The 16,247-nt window shown below is 39.3% G+C and carries 13 protein-coding genes and 3 tRNA genes; 5 read left to right on the forward strand and 11 right to left on the reverse strand.

The window, feature by feature from the left end:
* Positions 1-64: 64 nt before the first annotated feature.
* From B3H30_RS10595 to B3H30_RS10630, 8 genes are all read right to left on the reverse strand, one after another.
* Positions 65-3,235 carry an efflux RND transporter permease subunit gene (locus tag B3H30_RS10595; protein WP_070563807.1) on the reverse strand — a complete coding sequence of 1,057 codons (3,171 nt, stop codon included), beginning with the start codon at positions 3,233-3,235 and terminating at the stop codon, positions 65-67.
* Positions 3,236-3,273: 38 nt separating this feature from the next.
* On the reverse strand, positions 3,274-4,431 hold the full coding sequence (locus B3H30_RS10600; RefSeq protein WP_046673554.1) for an efflux RND transporter periplasmic adaptor subunit: 1,158 nt from the start codon (positions 4,429-4,431) through the stop codon (positions 3,274-3,276).
* Between the two features lie 26 nt (positions 4,432-4,457).
* Entirely contained in the window at positions 4,458-5,783 is a 1,326-nt protein-coding gene (locus B3H30_RS10605) for a TolC family protein (protein WP_046673553.1), read from the reverse strand.
* An 8-nt stretch (positions 5,784-5,791) separates the two neighbouring features.
* A complete protein-coding gene (locus tag B3H30_RS10610; RefSeq protein WP_053003616.1) occupies positions 5,792-6,379 on the reverse strand; it encodes a TetR/AcrR family transcriptional regulator in 588 nt (195 codons plus the stop codon).
* 219 nt (positions 6,380-6,598) lie between these two features.
* Positions 6,599-7,018, reverse strand: a complete 420-nt coding sequence (locus tag B3H30_RS10615; protein WP_070563810.1) for a c-type cytochrome — start codon at positions 7,016-7,018, stop codon at positions 6,599-6,601.
* A gap of 1 nt (position 7,019) precedes the next feature.
* The gene (locus B3H30_RS10620; protein ID WP_286834068.1) at positions 7,020-7,667 is read right to left on the reverse strand and encodes an SCO family protein; all 648 of its coding nucleotides are present in this window, start codon (positions 7,665-7,667) and stop codon (positions 7,020-7,022) included.
* Between the two features lie 101 nt (positions 7,668-7,768).
* On the reverse strand, positions 7,769-8,191 hold the full coding sequence (locus B3H30_RS10625; protein ID WP_070563816.1) for a hypothetical protein: 423 nt from the start codon (positions 8,189-8,191) through the stop codon (positions 7,769-7,771).
* 40 nt (positions 8,192-8,231) lie between these two features.
* Positions 8,232-8,729: a PaaI family thioesterase gene (locus tag B3H30_RS10630; RefSeq protein ID WP_070563819.1), complete on the reverse strand. Its 498-nt coding sequence runs from the start codon at positions 8,727-8,729 to the stop codon at positions 8,232-8,234.
* Between the two features lie 91 nt (positions 8,730-8,820).
* On the opposite strand from B3H30_RS10630, the gene B3H30_RS10635 reads away from it, so the two are divergent.
* Positions 8,821-10,053 carry an MFS transporter gene (locus B3H30_RS10635; RefSeq protein ID WP_070564477.1) on the forward strand — a complete coding sequence of 411 codons (1,233 nt, stop codon included), beginning with the start codon at positions 8,821-8,823 and terminating at the stop codon, positions 10,051-10,053.
* Between the two features lie 244 nt (positions 10,054-10,297).
* On the opposite strand, the gene purN is transcribed toward B3H30_RS10635, so the two are convergent.
* Positions 10,298-10,870, reverse strand: a complete 573-nt coding sequence (gene purN, locus B3H30_RS10640; RefSeq protein WP_070563826.1) for a phosphoribosylglycinamide formyltransferase — start codon at positions 10,868-10,870, stop codon at positions 10,298-10,300.
* Positions 10,871-11,027: 157 nt separating this feature from the next.
* On the opposite strand from purN, the gene B3H30_RS10645 reads away from it, so the two are divergent.
* The gene (locus B3H30_RS10645) at positions 11,028-11,522 is read left to right on the forward strand and encodes a TlpA family protein disulfide reductase (protein ID WP_070563829.1); all 495 of its coding nucleotides are present in this window, start codon (positions 11,028-11,030) and stop codon (positions 11,520-11,522) included.
* A 59-nt stretch (positions 11,523-11,581) separates the two neighbouring features.
* Here B3H30_RS10645 and clpB read toward each other — a convergent pair whose 3' ends face one another.
* On the reverse strand, positions 11,582-14,182 hold the full coding sequence (gene clpB, locus B3H30_RS10650; RefSeq protein ID WP_070563832.1) for an ATP-dependent chaperone ClpB: 2,601 nt from the start codon (positions 14,180-14,182) through the stop codon (positions 11,582-11,584).
* Between the two features lie 271 nt (positions 14,183-14,453).
* Between clpB and B3H30_RS10655 the strand changes: the two genes are divergently transcribed.
* From B3H30_RS10655 to B3H30_RS10665, 3 genes are all read left to right on the forward strand, one after another.
* A tRNA-Thr gene (locus B3H30_RS10655) sits at positions 14,454-14,526 on the forward strand.
* Positions 14,527-14,560: 34 nt separating this feature from the next.
* A tRNA-Thr gene (locus B3H30_RS10660) sits at positions 14,561-14,633 on the forward strand.
* Positions 14,634-14,666: 33 nt separating this feature from the next.
* Positions 14,667-14,739 (forward strand) — tRNA-Thr (locus B3H30_RS10665).
* A gap of 42 nt (positions 14,740-14,781) precedes the next feature.
* Here B3H30_RS10665 and B3H30_RS10670 read toward each other — a convergent pair.
* The gene (locus B3H30_RS10670; RefSeq protein ID WP_070563835.1) at positions 14,782-16,194 is read right to left on the reverse strand and encodes an alkaline phosphatase; all 1,413 of its coding nucleotides are present in this window, start codon (positions 16,192-16,194) and stop codon (positions 14,782-14,784) included.
* Positions 16,195-16,247: the final 53 nt, after the last annotated feature.

Raw genomic sequence — 16,247 nt, forward strand, 5'->3', positions numbered from 1 at the left:
AAATTTGAGACAGCTTCTTCTTGCTGTTAGCTCCGTGGGGATTCTTCACAGAGGCAGCGTATAATTAGTGTGAACTTAAATTTTTCGCTTTCTCTTCATCGAAATTCGCTTCTAATTCAGCCAATTTTTTCTTACCGTATGCCATACGTGTAATCACAACGAATAGTACCGGAACGATAAAGATCGCTAGGAGTGTGGCTGCAGTCATACCACCAAATACCGTCCAACCGATTGTTTGGCGAGAAATTGCTCCAGCTCCATGAGATAGCATTAATGGAATAATCCCTAAGATGAAGGCAAAGGACGTCATGATAATTGGGCGTAGACGCAATTTTACAGCATCTAATGTCGCTTCATAAAGGTTCATCCCGATATCAACCCGTTCCTTAGCAAACTCCACAATTAGAATCGCATTCTTGGCAGCAAGTCCAATGATGGTGACCAGACCAATCTGTGCATAGATGTTATTATCCAATGTAGGGATTAATGTTAGGGTTAATATGGCCCCAAATACACCTAAAGGAACAGATAATAAAATAGAGAATGGTACAGACCAACTTTCGTATAATGCGGCTAAAAGCAAGAACACAAACAGGATACACAACGCAAAAATTTGGACAGTTTTTGATCCAGATTGCATCTCTTGCAGCGACAGACCGGAGAACTGATAGTCAAAACCTTCTGGTAATGTTTGTGCAGCTACTTCTTGTAAGGCTTTCAAAGCATCTCCTGATGAGTAACCAGGGGCCGAACTACCATTGATCTCGATACTTCTAAAGATATTGTAGTGATTGATGATCGAAGGCATAGTCATCAATTCATACTTAACCAGCGTACCCATAGGTACAGGGTTTCCCGACACATTATTGACATACAATTTGTTGATGTCTTCAATATTCATACGGTACGGGATATCAGCTTGTGTGACGACACGGTAACTACGACCATACTTTGTAAAATCATTCACATAGCTACTACCCAAATAGGATGATATCGTCGAATAAATACTGGAGATAGGCACGCCCATGCGTTTTGCCTGTTCGCGGTTCACTTCCAATTTGTAGTTGGGAGAGTTGGTATTAAATAGGGTATAAGCCATTCCAATTTCTGGACGTTGGTTGGCAGCCATCAAGAATTTGCCGACTGTCGCTTCGAAATCTTTGATATTTACCGTCTGTAAATCCTGTACCTGCATAGAGAAACCTCCAGATGTACCTAGACCCGGAATTGCTGGTGGCGTTACCGCCAACACCCTTGCTTTGGTATAGCCCTGGTATTTACCCATAATCATACCAGCGATATCGTTTGCCGTGCGTGTACGGGTTTCCCAAGGTTTAAGCGAAACGAACACTGTTGCACCATTGGATTTAAACGCGCGGTTCAAAATATTGATACCGGAAATTGCAGTAACATACTTGATTTCTGGAAATGTCTTGTGTAGATCGGCTTCAATCTCTTTAAGAACTTCATTTGTACGCGCAGAAGAAGAACCTTCTGGCAATGTAATACCGGCGAAAAATGCACCACCATCCTCTGAAGGAATAAATCCAGTTGGTTTGGTTGTAAACATCCAGCCTGTTCCGATAAAAATACATAACAGAATAATCAATACCAGTGGTGCTTTTTTGATAGCCTGTTTTACACCATTTGAGTACCTGATGGTCACTTTTTCAAACCAAATATTAAATTTGTAGAAAAATTTATTCAAACCTTTAGCGCCTTCATGTACTGCTGTCGGCTTTAATAAAATTGAACATAATGCTGGGGTTAACGAAAGTGCGATAAATGCAGACAGCATAACGGATACTGCAATGGTGATTGCAAACTGTTGATATAATTTACCAACCATTCCAGGGATAAAACCAACCGGAACGAATACCGCAGCCAAAATTAATGCAATTGCAATAACCGGAGCAGTGATATCGCCCATGGCACGACGTGTCGCTTCTTTTGCATCCAGTTTATAATGGTCAATATAGTGCTGGACGGCTTCCACCACAACGATGGCATCATCCACCACAATACCGATGGCCAATACAAAGGCAAGCATGGTCAGGTTGTTGACCGAAAAGCCAAACATTAGGAAGAAGATGAAAGTACCGATGATGGATACGGGGATTGCCAGTACGGGAATTAATGTTGCTCTCCAGCTTTGAAGGAAGAAAAATACCACGACCGTTACCAGAATCAATGCTTCAACCAAGGTGTGGATAACCGAAGAAATAGAGGCATTCACAACCGACACCGTCTCATAACTGATCGTATAATCTACATCCGTTGGAAAAGATTTCTTTAATTTTTCCAAAGCATCGACAATACCTTTTGCGGATTCTACGGCATTTCCTCCTGGGGTTTGATTGATCATCATCGCAGATGAAGTCATACCATTTACGGTAGATGATGTACCATAATTAAATTGACCCAATTCAACACGCGCAACATCCTTTAAGAGTACGATAGATCCATCTTTATTGGTTTTTACAACGATGTTTTCAAAGTCCTCGGGATTTGAAAGATCACTATCGGTAATGATCGGATATTCAAATACCGTCGAAGACTCTTGTGGACGTCCACCAACGCTACCACCAGGTATACGGGAGTTTTGTTCGGCAATTGCTGTGGATACATCAGCAGGAGTCATGCTCAGGTTGGCTAATTTATTTGCGTCAAGCCACACGCGCATCGAGAATGGTTGCCCGAAAGCCGTTACATCACCGACGCCTTTCACACGCAAAAGTGCATCTTTAACGTATAAGTTGTTGTAATTGGCCAAGAAATTTTCACTTCTAGTTCCTTTTGGTGAAGTTAAAGCAACCAACATCAAGATATCGTTATTGGCTTTACGGGTTGTAATCCCCAAACGTCTTACCGCTTCCGGAAGGGCTGGTTCAGCGATTCCCACACGGTTTTGTACGTCTAAGGTCGCAATATCGATATCCGTACCTACTTCAAATGTCACCGTAATTGTTGCTTGACCATTTGACGTACTATTGGACGACATATAAATCATGCCAGGTGTACCATTGATCTGACTCTCGATAAGAGTTGTCACGGTTTGTTCAACCGTCTGTGCATCAGCTCCGGTGTAATTGGCCGTAACCGTTACTGTTGGAGGTGCAATAGAAGGATACTGGCTAATTGGCAACGTGGATACTGCAATGATCCCGATAATTGAAATCAATATCGAAATAACGATTGCGGTAACTGGCCTCTTAATAAATACTTCTGAAATCATTCTATATCTTTTAGATTCTCTTTAAAAAATTAATGGTGTTATTTTCCTTGAGGTGCGCCTTTTGCAGCCTGTTGGGCAGCGACAGCAGCGTCAACTACTTTAACTCCATTTTGGACATTCATGGCACCATCGACAACGATTTTCTCACCATCTTTAACACCTTCTTTGATCACAATTTTGTCACCGGCTTTAATACCTAATTTTACTTGGCGAATTTCAGCTTTACTGCTATCATTTACGGTATAGAGGTTAAATACGCCAAGCTGTTCGAAAACGGCTTTGTAGGGAACCACAACTTCTTCCGTAGCTGAGGTTGTCGATACATTCATCGTAATATTCATACCGGCCCGCAATTCGTTGGCATTGTTGGGGAAAGTAGCGCGCACTTTGATCGTCCCGGTTGCAGGGTCAACTGCGCGGTCGATGGTTGTGATTGTTCCTTTACCTTCATACGTACTTCCATTTGGCAATACAAGAGAAAGATCCGATGATGAATGGCTACTTTGCAGTTGGGTAAATTTGGTAATATCCTTTTCATTTACCTGAAATTCAACAGCTATTGGGCTAGTTGAAGACAAGGTATTCAATAGGGTCGTACCTGGATTGACCAAGGCGCCCAAACGTACCTGTGATATTCCTACGGTACCACTAAAAGGAGCCCGAATGGTCGAACGCGATAAGTTTGTATTCGCGGTGACCAAAGCTGCACGAGCAGACTCTACCTGTGCCTGCGAAGCGGCTACATTCGAAACTGCATTGTCAAATACCTGCTTCGCAATCGCATCTTTATCGGCTAATGTTTGGTAGCGCGCTAGATCTCTTTTTTGGCGGTCCAAATCCGTTTGTGCTACCTGTAAGCTTGCTTTAGCTTGTTGGACAGCCGCATTGTAGCGTGTTCCATCAATTTCATAAAGCGCTTGTCCTGCGGAAACTACTGCGCCGTCAGAAACATATATTTTGGTGATATAGCCGCTTACTTCCGCATATAGATCTGCTTCGTTCAACGGTTTGACTGTTGCTGGATAGCTGATTGTACCTGTAACAATCTCATGTGATGCTACGCCAAAGCTGACAGGAACAACTTTTTCAGCCTGAGCCTGTGCTGCACCTTGCTTTTTTGCATCCTTATTTCCACAAGAGGTCCATACTAATGCCGTCCCAAGGAAGAAAGCGAATAATAATTGTCTTTTATTCATGATTTGTATTAGTTTCCGTTTATTAATTAATTTGTGTGGATTGCCCCAACTGCTTTCTGAACATCTAATTTACTTGATAATAGTGCATAGAGGGAGTTCAAATAATTAAGTTGCGTTGTTTTGAGATCAGTTTCTGCTGTCATTAGATCGAGGTAAGTTTTGATACCTTCGTCATATTGAAGTTTGATGGTCTCGTATACTTCTTTGGAGAGTTCCACATTTTCTTTAGCTGTTTTCCAATCATTTAAGTTAGCATTATAGGTTGCTCTTGCCAGCGAATACTCTGTGTTAATGCTATTTTCTAAATTTTTGATGTCCCAGTCAATTCTTTCTTCCTGCAATCTGGACTTATTGATTTGTTTTTTACGTTTAAATCCGTCGAAAATTGAAAAAGAAACATTTAGGCCGGCAACTGAACCCGGGAAATTATCGGAGTAAAGTTTACTAAATTTATCATTTCGATAGTTGAAAGCGTAATTATAAAAAGCACTTACACTTGGTAAATATGTCCATTTATAGTATTGCGTGCTCAACTGCTGGATTTTTTTGGATGTTTCCAATTGTTGGAATTCAATTCGATTAGAGACATTTATTCCAGCAGTTGTGTCTAACAAAATTTCTGATTCCATATTGCTATTGTCAAAGGATAGCGTCAAATTTTTGCTTTTATCCAAAGCTAGCAATTGTTTGAGGTATTCGTATTTATATTTGCGAAGCTCAACCGTTCTTTTCTCGTCTGCATTCGAATTTGCCAAAGCAATTTGTGCTCGCTTATAGTCGGTCTTATCGACTAAGCCCACATCGTATTGAGATTTTGCATCTTTCAATTGTTTTTGGAGGCGAGCGATATTTTCTCGTACAATCTTGATCTGCTCTTCCGAAGTTAGGATATCATAATAGGCTTTGCTGACCTCTACAACAGCGGTGATCTTTTTGTTCTCCGTATTTTGTTTATTGCCAAGACGTACCAATTCTGCCGCTTTCTTCGCCTGCATTAGCTCTGGATTTAGGATCTGTTGATCCGCTTGAAGCGTTAATGCACTTGCATTGTTCTGCCCCATTTTGATATTATTTCCGCCAATATTTGCTAATGGAACAATGACATTATAATTATAACTTCCTTTTAGACCCAATTGTGGATACCAACCTGAAAGAGAGATGTCAATATCCTTTTCACCGATGGTCTCGTCCAATTGCGCTTGTTTTACAGCGATTTGATTACGTAAGGCGTAATCAATCAGCTGCTGAAGTGTTGCATTTGCCGGCAAGTTTTCAGATTGCTGTTGTGCAAATCCTGTATTACTCAAAAGCGATAGGGCCGCTAAGGAATAAACGATTTTATTAAACTTCATATATGTAATTAATTATTTTTTTCTCTATTAATAGCCCCATCCCAAATAATCCCCATTAAGTCCTCCACATTTTGTTCGGAAAACTTGAGATCTTTAAATTTGATGCTGTGAACAGTTGATAGTGCCACGCCAATGTAACTTGCCACCAAAAGATGGACATCTACCTGCTTCAAAATTTTTCGATCAATGCCTTCCTGTAAAAAATCAACAACTTTGTTTTGCCCCCCCACAGGTTCTTGTATCTCAGCTTTGTTCTTCTCGTAATAAGGAGAGGAAAAAAACTGCTCAAAAAAACTAAAGATGTGCCCGTTCTCTAGATAGAACTTGACAAAGTTGCGCCAAATATGAAAAAATGAGTCTTTATAGTCGAAATCATCTTTTATACCATCAAAAATATACTCATTGAGTAGTGTTCTACAATGTTTGAACAAACCAAAAATTAGATCGTCTTTTGACGGGAAATAATGGTAGATAGTCCCAATTGCTACATCAGACTCTTGTGCGATTTTGCTCATCGGCGTTCCATGGAAGCCGTTTGTTTGTATAAGTTTTAGTGTGCTGGCAAATACTGCCGCAATTTTTTCATTGGAATTCATCAATCGAACGTTCATTCGGTTGCAAAATTAACGATTAATTTGGATCCAAAATGTCAGAATATTGTTATAAATCAATAAATATAAAACGATTTGAATCAATAATACAATAAGGAAAAAGAGATGAAATTGTTTTCGTATTTTTATTTTTTTTGATCGGTGGAGGGGAGGTAGAGGTGAAGGATCGCAAATAGAAAAGCGGTGATTNNAATCACCGCTTTTCTATTTGCAACCTTTTAAACTTTTCTCAACATCTTCCAAAGGATATAAATTTTTCCCTTTGTTGATCTTGGTATTGATATAGGTTAATACATAAGCGATATCAATTGCGGAAAGATTTGAAGCGGGCATGGTATTATTAAACTTTTTACCCGCAACTTCAAGTTCACCAGAAGTTCCGTGCTTGATGATGCAAGCAAGATCTTGACGATGAGTTTGCAGAAAGGTGGTATCGGTTAGGGGCGGATAGAGATTGCCCAATCCTTCACCTTTCTCTCCATGACAATTTTGACAATGTGTTCGGTATACCTTTTGACCGTTGACCGCATATTGCGCAGTTTTGATATCAACTTCATGCTGACAGCTTATCAAGACCGCTAAAATAGCACCAATTGTTATACCTGTTTTTAAGAGAATGTGCATGTTATTTTTTATCCTTGCTCAAGAGTAAAGGTAAGTCGTTCGTCAGTTTTTTTACTTGCTCATCATTTGTACCGTCGTAGGCGCCCCGAATTCGCTTATCTTTGTCTATTAAGACAAGGTACCCCTGATGATCGTAACCTCCAGGCGCATTTTTATCTTCAGCGGTATAAACCAGGTATTGATTGGCTAGACCATATATTTCTGCTTTAGTCCCCGAAACAAATTGCCAGTGATTATTGGTTACACCCAATTTATTGGCATAATCTTTCAGTACGTAGGGTTGATCGTATTTAAAGTCTATACTATGGGACAGGAAACGAACTTCTTCATTATCCTTGTATTGCTGGTATATCTTTAATAGGTTGCGATTCATCGTTGGACAGATACTTGGACAATGGGTAAAGAAGAAGTTGGCGATATATACTTTACCCTCAAAATCTTTGTCTGAAATCATTGTACTATCCTGATTGAGCAGTTTAAAAGGCGGAATAGTATGATAGACTGTATCTACGATTTGTTTTCCATCAACTGTTTTTTCTACAGCTTCTCTTTCGCCATAGATGGGTAAGCTTGTCTGGCTATTGTTTTTACAGGAAAATAAACCGAGTAAAAGACCAGTTGCGCAGTAAAATTTAGTTATGGATCTCATGTATTTAATAGTTTTGTTTGTTAAAGCTTGATTCCATCTTTACACGAACAACTTAATGTTAACCTAAAGAGGGGCGGACTGTGTTATTTGAATTTTTGGATTTAAAAATTCTTTAATTTGTCTTGGCTTTCTTTAGCAACATTATCAAATATTTTTTTCATATCACTTACTTTTTGAAGCTCTGTTTCAAAATATTTAACATCTGTTGAATCTGGGTTATATCCTTTCATCCAGTCCATCATATGGTCTGTAGCACTTTCTAAATTAGCTTTCAATGTGCTTAGCTCTTTTCTTGTTAAATTGGTGTCTAAATCAGCCTTAGTTGTTTTTAGGTTTTTTAAATTTGCCAAAATAGAATCTATCTTAACAACATCGCGGTCGAAATGAGCGATTTGAGGCATAATTTCATCATGTATCTTAATAGTTGAATCTTGCAGGGCTTTTACACCTGTTGCACCATTTCCCTGGGTTCCACATGCTGCTATTGCCAAGGATGCGATAGCTACAAACGCGATTTTATTCATGTTTTATGTTTTTTGGTAATTGGACAAATATATTAATTTCTTATGGCTCAATATTTCGATTTCTGGAAGGGAATGTAAAATTCAAGTCACGAATATAGGTTTCACAACGTACCGTGGCACAGAGGTCACCAGACTTATCTTTAATTTCCAGGGTAAAATCCTTAACTACTTTGCCTTTTGTGCGGATAATATGGGCACATTCTTCAAGGATTTCCTCTGAGAGTTGCACAGAATATTCCACGCTGGTTTTGCCGGGTTTCTTAAAGGTGATCTGTGATGATTTTAACCAAGCAACGGTTTTCTTAAAGCCAATTTTTTGAAGGTATTGGTCGATTAGGATAGGGAAGATGGGGTCTGCTGCAGAAAAGATTGTTCCACCAAAGAGTGTTTTGTTGGTATTGATGTTGAATGGTGTTTTATATATTTTTACTTTGGCACCTTGGAAGCCAGGACTAATTTTTTTTACCCAGATTCCTTGAAATAGAAAGGGCGGGTAAATACGTAATAGCCATGTTAAGGCAAGTGGACTATATCTCATGATGCAAAAATAAAACAATGTGTCGGATTATTTTTCGAAATCTTGGTTTTATAGCTTCACTATGGTATTTTTACAGATCAAAAAACCTAAAATGTCAACAATAAAAGAAAAACAACCCAATAAAAAAGTGTGGTTACTGGTTATGATTGCGTCACTGGGCTATTTCGTCGATATCTACGATTTGATTATTTTCTCCATCGTCCGTATTCAGTCCTTCACTGATATTGGCGTCCCTGCGGAAGAGATGCGGGTAAAAGGTGAATTTGTGCTCAATATGCAAATGGGCGGTTTGCTGTTGGGTGGAATTCTTTGGGGGATTATAGGGGATAAATTTGGACGTTTAAAAGTGCTTTTTGGATCGATTCTTTTATACTCTGTAGCGAATATTGCAAATGGTTTTGTACATGATGTGCTTATGTATGGTATTATTCGTTTTATAGCGGGCGTTGGTTTGGCCGGAGAACTGGGGGCGGGAATTACCCTGGTTTCTGAAAGTATGCATAAATCAAAACGCGGTTATGGGACCATGTTGGTTGCCGGTGTCGGTGTTTTAGGCGCTATATTGGCCTATTTTGTCTCGGAAGAATTTGACTGGCGGACGGCCTACTTTGTCGGTGGTGGAATGGGCTTACTGTTGCTATTGTTGCGCATTGGCTCTTTTGAATCAGGATTATTTAAGGAGCAAGATAAATCGGGTGTTGTGAAAGGGGATATTCGCATGCTTTTCACAAATAAAAGCCGCTTAAAACGGTATGTCAACTGTCTATGCATTGGTCTTCCAATCTGGTTTGTTGTCGGTGTTTTGGTTACTCAAGCTCCGGAGATCGGCAAGGCCTTGGGGGCTGCAGGTACACTGAGTGCTGGTCAAGGGGTGATGTTTACCTATATCGGTATTTCTATCGGGGATGTACTGGCAGGAATATTCGCACAGATTTTAAAATCCCGCAAAAAAGTGGTGTTTATATGTCAATTAATTATCATTGGAAGCTCACTATGGTATTTATTGAGTGATGGTATTACAGCGACGAAGTTTTTAAGCCTTGCCTTTATAATGGGCTTAGGAGTAGGGTATTGGGCAACCTTTGTGACTATCTCAGCGGAACAATTTGGTACAAATCTTAGAGCAACTGTCGCAACGACGGCCCCCAATTTTGTACGGGGTGCACTCATTCCGTCAACAATGCTATATGGACTTCTAGTAAATGCATTTGGAATTGTGCCAGCAGCAATTACAATGGTTGTCGTTCTTTCGGGTATAGCAATTTATTCGTTGACCCAGTTAGAAGAAAGCTTTGATAAAGATTTAGACTACCTGGAAGAGTAGTCAATAAATAGCTATTTTTTTCGTCCCGGACATTTTTTACAGCGTTTGCCTTCTTTATATTTTTTGCAACACTTTTTAAAGCAGGCACAAGAAAAGTCAGAAAAAGGGTTCATAGCCGTATTCCGAAACTGAAACAACCCAGCTTTATTTTCTGACTCATCGATCTCCAACACAGATTCAATAACTTCGTTCATAATACAAAGTTACAATTTGTTTAAAACAATTCTAAATAATAGGATTGTTTTTACATTTTTTTGATCAGATTTTCAATTATTTTAGGGAAGTACTGATGTTCGAGTTGCTGTCCTTTAAATTTAATAATGTCTAAAGTATCGTTGGGATCCACTTTGAATCGTGCTTGGTATATAATTTCCCCCTCGTCGAAATGTTCATTTGCGAAATGGATCGTAATGCCATGTTCCTCTTCCTTATTGGCCAAAACGGCTTTATGTACATGGTCACCATACATACCTTTGCCACCATATTTTGGTAGGAGAGCAGGATGTATATTTATAATTTGATTTGGAAATGCTTTCAGCAGGTTATTTGGAACGAGCCAAAGAAAACCCGCCAAAACAATCAGATCAATATTTAAGTTTTTAAGAATGTTGACAACGTTGTCGGTTTTGTAAAATTCGTCACGATCAAATATATGTGCAGGTATTTCAAAATTGTCGGCTCGTTGAATAACGTAAGCATCAGGGTTATTGGATAAAATCAAGGCAACCTCAGCTTCATCTGAATACTTGAAATGTTCCATTATTTTTTGAGCATTGGACCCTGAACCTGAAGCAAAAATAGCAATTCGTTTTTTCACGATTAATAAGTATTAATAGATTTGATCGATTTAAAAATTAGCCCAAACTTACGGATTTTTTGTAAAAAAACTAAAATAATAGTTGACTGAAGCGCATTTTTAAGTATTATTGATTAAAATTAATTGAATAGTCACTGTTGGTTTAAATTTCTTTAACATGAGGTTCCTTTGTTCCCTATTTTTTGTAAGTGTATTTTTCTTATTTAAACCTGTTTTTGCACAGGCACCCAAAACACTTCCATCGTTTACTTTTGAGGAGGTCTATCAGGCCAGCAAGTTTAATTCAGACAGGCTTCCAAAATCGGGCTATATTGTGTTGGATTTTTACGACCCGGGTTGTGGCCATTGCCAGAAAATGGGGGCTGGTATCGCACGCAATTTGTCCAAATTCAAGAATGTATCCTTCTATTTTATCTCCATGAATGATAAGCCTTATGTCGATGGATTTATTAATATGCATGCGAAGGCATTGAAAAGTGCCCCAAATGTCAAATTCTTGTTTGATGCTGGAACTCAATTTATTGAAAAATTTAAGCCAGGCAATTACCCATCGCTCTATATCTATGACGCAAAAACCAAAGTATTGGTACAGCATTTGGACGGCGAAGACGATGTAAACAAGTTGTTAAAAGCTTTAGGTATTACAGGTTAAATGTTTAAAAATTAACAATAAAAAAAGAACGTCCGACAGTACTGTCGGACGTTCTTTTTTTATTGTTCTTGTTTATTGATGAACACAAATTTACCGTCGAATACATCCAGACGAATAATCGAATCGCGATTTACTTTTCCGGATAAAATTTCCTTTGATAGTTCATTTAAAATTCGTTTTTGAATAACACGTTTTAGTGGCCTAGCCCCATAAATTGGGTCATAACCAAGCTGTGCCAACCAATCCATTGCTTCATCAGAAGCCGTAATGAATATATTTTGTTCGGCCAGCTGTTTCTGAACATGTGCAAATTGTAAACGAACAATATCTCCAATTTCGTCTCGACTTAATGGCGTAAACATAATCACTTCATCGATACGGTTCAAAAACTCGGGGCGAATCGACTGTTTTAAAAGATCGAAGACCTCATTGCGTGTTTTGGCGATAATTTCATCCCTATTATCATCGGTCAGATGACTGAAATTCTCCTGTATAATGGTTGACCCCGTATTGGAGGTCATGATGATAATGGTGTTTTTGAAGTTTACCGTACGACCTTTGTTGTCTGTAAGATGGCCATCATCCAATACCTGCAATAGGATATTGAATACATCGGGATGAGCTTTTTCAATTTCATCTAACAAAACAACAGAATAGGGTCTTCTTCGGACTGCTTCAGTCAACTGTCCGCCTTCATCATAGCCGACATATCCCGGAGGCGCTCCGATTAAACGAGACACGGCGTGTCGTTCTTGATATTCCGACATATCAATACGAACCATGGATTGTTCGTCGTCAAATAAGAACTCGGCAAGTGCTTTTGCAAGTTCGGTTTTTCCGACTCCGGTAGTCCCCAAAAATATGAACGATCCTATTGGTCGTTTCGCATCATTTAATCCAGCACGTGATCGACGAATGGCATCGGAAATAGCTTCTATTGCTTCATCCTGACCGGCGACACGTTTATGAAGCTCTTCCTCCAGATTCAATAATTTTTCGCGTTCTGATTGAATCATCTTGCTCACAGGTATTCCTGTCCATTTTGCGACAACATCAGCAATGTCTTCTGAAGTAACTTCTTCTTTGAGCATACGCTTGCTTTCTTGTTTTTCAGCGAGTTCAGCCTTTAGTTTGTCCACTTTTTCTTGCGCTTCTTTAATTCGTCCATAACGAAGTTCTGCTACCTTTCCATAGTCTCCGGAACGTTCGGCCTGCTCAGCTTCGAGTTTGTAGTTTTCAATATTCTCAATCTCTTGATTGACATTGTCAACAAGACTCTTTTCTTCTTGCCATGACGCTCTTAAGGTATCTCTTTCCGCAGATAGATTAGCGATACTTTCCGATAATTCTGCAACTTTTTTATCGTCATTTTCACGTTTCAAAGCTTCACGCTCAATTTCCAATTGCATGATACGACGTTCAAGCTCATCGACAGCTTCCGGTACAGAATCCATTTCAAGGCGCAATTTGGATGCTGCCTCATCAATTAAATCAATCGCTTTATCTGGTAGAAAACGATCGGCAATATAGCGCTGTGACAATTCCACGGCAGCAATGATAGACTCATCCAGAATGCGTACCTTATGGTGTGTTTCGTAGCGTTCTTTTAGGCCACGGAGAATGGAAATGGCATCTTGCGTGTCAGGTTCTTCAACCATAACTTTCTGGAACCTGCGCTCCAATGCTTTATCTTTCTCAAAGTATTTTTGGTATTCGTTTAAGGTTGTCGCTCCAATTGCACGTAGTTCACCTCTAGCTAACGCCGGTTTGAGGATATTAGCCGCATCCATTGCACCTTCACCACCTCCAGCACCCACCAATGTATGGATTTCGTCGATAAAGAGTATGATGTCTCCATTGGAATCGGTAACTTCTTTTACAACCGCTTTTAGACGTTCTTCAAATTCACCTTTATATTTAGCTCCGGCAACCAAAGCGCCCATATCTAAGGAAAATACAATCTTAGATTTTAAGTTTTCAGGTGCGTCGCCTTTAATAATTCTGTAAGCAATACCTTCCGCGATAGCCGTTTTACCAACCCCAGGCTCACCGACAAGTATCGGGTTGTTTTTGGTACGACGGGAGAGTATCTGCATCACACGTCGAATTTCCTCATCACGGCCAATCACAGGATCCAATTTTCCGGATTCGGCATATTCATTTAAATTTCGGGCATATTTTCCCAAAGCATTGTAGGTGGCCTCCGCATTTTGATCAGTTACCCGACTGTTTCCGCGCAATTCTTTTAGGGCGGTCTTTAAGTCTTTTTCTGTAACGCCCTGTGACTTAAGTAATGTTGAGGTTTTATCAGAAGTTGCCAGAATACCCAATAATAAATGCTCTACCGAGACAAATTCATCATTGAATTCTTTGAGATAGCCCTGTGCTTTCTGAAGTGCATTGTTGGCATCGCTACTTAAATAAATATTGCTGCCACTAACCTTCGGAAAACCTTCAATTTGTTTGTCAAGTTCAGTCCCGAGATAGCTGATGTTGACATTTAACTTTTTTAATAAGTGGCTGACAACATTTTCATCCACTGTGAGTAAAGCTTTTAAAATATGCGCTGTCTCAATCGCCTGTTGTTGATGACCAGCCGCAATTTCGGAAGCTTTTTGTATAGCCTCTTGGGCTTTAATTGTATAGTTGTTAAAATTCATTTTTATTCTCTTATTTAAAGTTTCGTTGATACATATTGGTTATAACAATTGAAGTGCCATTCGGGTTTTAAGCTATACTTCGGAAAAAATGGCAATAATTTTTATTGAATCATGACAAATTTTCAGTTGTCAAAAATAATGCGCTTGATTTTTAAATAATTGGCTTAGCAGGGTATAAAATTCTTGAAATCGACTTGCATTTTTGGTTTAAGCTTTCGATATTTGCAGCATCTTAAAACGGTCAGACGTTATAAGATTGAAAAGAAGTAACGCCTCTTTAGCTCAGCTGGTAGAGCAACTGACTTGTAATCAGTAGGTCATTGGTTCGATTCCGATAAGAGGCTCTTTTAAGCAACATGCATTAAACTTCTTTAAAAAGCCTCTTTAGCTCAGCTGGTAGAGCAACTGACTTGTAATCAGTAGGTCATTGGTTCGATTCCGATAAGAGGCTCTTTGAGCGACACTCATTAAAATTCATTTGAAAGCCTCTTTAGCTCAGCTGGTAGAGCAACTGACTTGTAATCAGTAGGTCATTGGTTCGATTCCGATAAGAGGCTCATAAAAAAGATCCCCAAGATTTCTTAGGGATCTTTTTTTGTTTAGTCCAAACTAAGTTTTGCTGCTGTAGCGATTTTCTTTGGTATATCTGTGTTATCCATTTTCTGACTGAATTGCTCGGAGCCAACACCGATCGCATATACCGGTGCATAGGCGGCCGAATGGTTGTTAGAGGCCCAGCTTATTGATCCCATCCGATTTAAGATTGAAATACTCAGTGCGGCTATTTTGTCGTCGCTTGCGTAAAGGCTTTTTGCGGTTTCATTTTGGTGATCGACAAAGCTTTTTTGATAGGCAGCTTCTAAAGCACTACGATCAGTTTCATGGATTGTAATTTTGGAAAATAAACCAGTTTGAGCAGCAATGAGATTCTTGAGATCGTCCCATGTTGCATTTGGATTATTCTTACGAAGGTTGCCTATTGCGTTCGAAAGTTCTGCATGCGAGGTTTTTTGGTGGGACAAGAATTTTGTTTTCAGCGAAGAACTTCCATTACCGACACCTAATCCTCCTGTTTCATGGTCCGCTGTAACGACTATAAGTGTTTCATTTGGGAATTTTTTATAAAAATCATAGGCGAGTTGTACGGAGGCATTGAAATCCAATACTTCCTGAATCGTTGTAGCCGCATCATTTGCATGGCATGCCCAATCAATTTTTCCACCTTCAATCATTAAAAAGAAACCATTTGTATTGTTTTTATGCAGTGAAGTGATAGCTGCAGATGTGATATCTGCCAATTTTAAATCATTTGGCTTTTGGTCTATGGCATATTTAAGGGCATCTATGGGACTGCCATCTGAATTCATCAATATGATCTTATCTGATTTATTTGGTAGTTGTGCATAAGCATCTTTTCCTTTAAGCACGTTATAGCCGGCTTTTTCTAATATGGGGAAAAGCGATGGCGCCTTTTTATGATCAAATGTTGTTTCGGGTTTGAGAAAATTGGATCCGCCAAAAAAATCAAAATTGGAAGTGACAATTTCTTTACCGATTTCATAATACATGTCGCGGTCTGCTTGGTGCGCATAAAATGAAGCCGGGGTAGCGTGGTCTATGCTGACGCTTGTAATAATACCGACTTTCTTTCCTTTTTGCTTTGCGGCATAAGCTATACTCTTATAGGGGACAGTTCCTGTACTATCCATACCGATAACGCCATTTTTGGTTTTTTTTCCAACGGCTAATGCGGTACCTCCAGCGCCTGAGTCCGTTACGCCATTTGAAAGTGAATGTGTGGAGGCAAATCCAACATGAGGAAATTGGGTAAACACAAGTGGGATGGGGTTATCTTTATGCTGTACTTCAGCTTGATGAATTTCGGTGAGATTAACCTGGTTGAGGCCCATGCCATCACCAATTAAATAAAAGATGTATTTTGCTTCTTGGCCAAAAGAGGGGAGAACATGTACAAAAACGAGGAGAAACAGAAATAAAACGTGTTTTTTCATTTGAATGGTTGTTATTTTAAAAAAACACAAATTACAGCCTTAGGATTAGTTTA

Source organism: Sphingobacterium sp. UBA7038, from assembly GCF_002494055.1.
Taxonomy (GTDB): Bacteria; Bacteroidota; Bacteroidia; order Sphingobacteriales; family Sphingobacteriaceae; genus Sphingobacterium; species Sphingobacterium multivorum.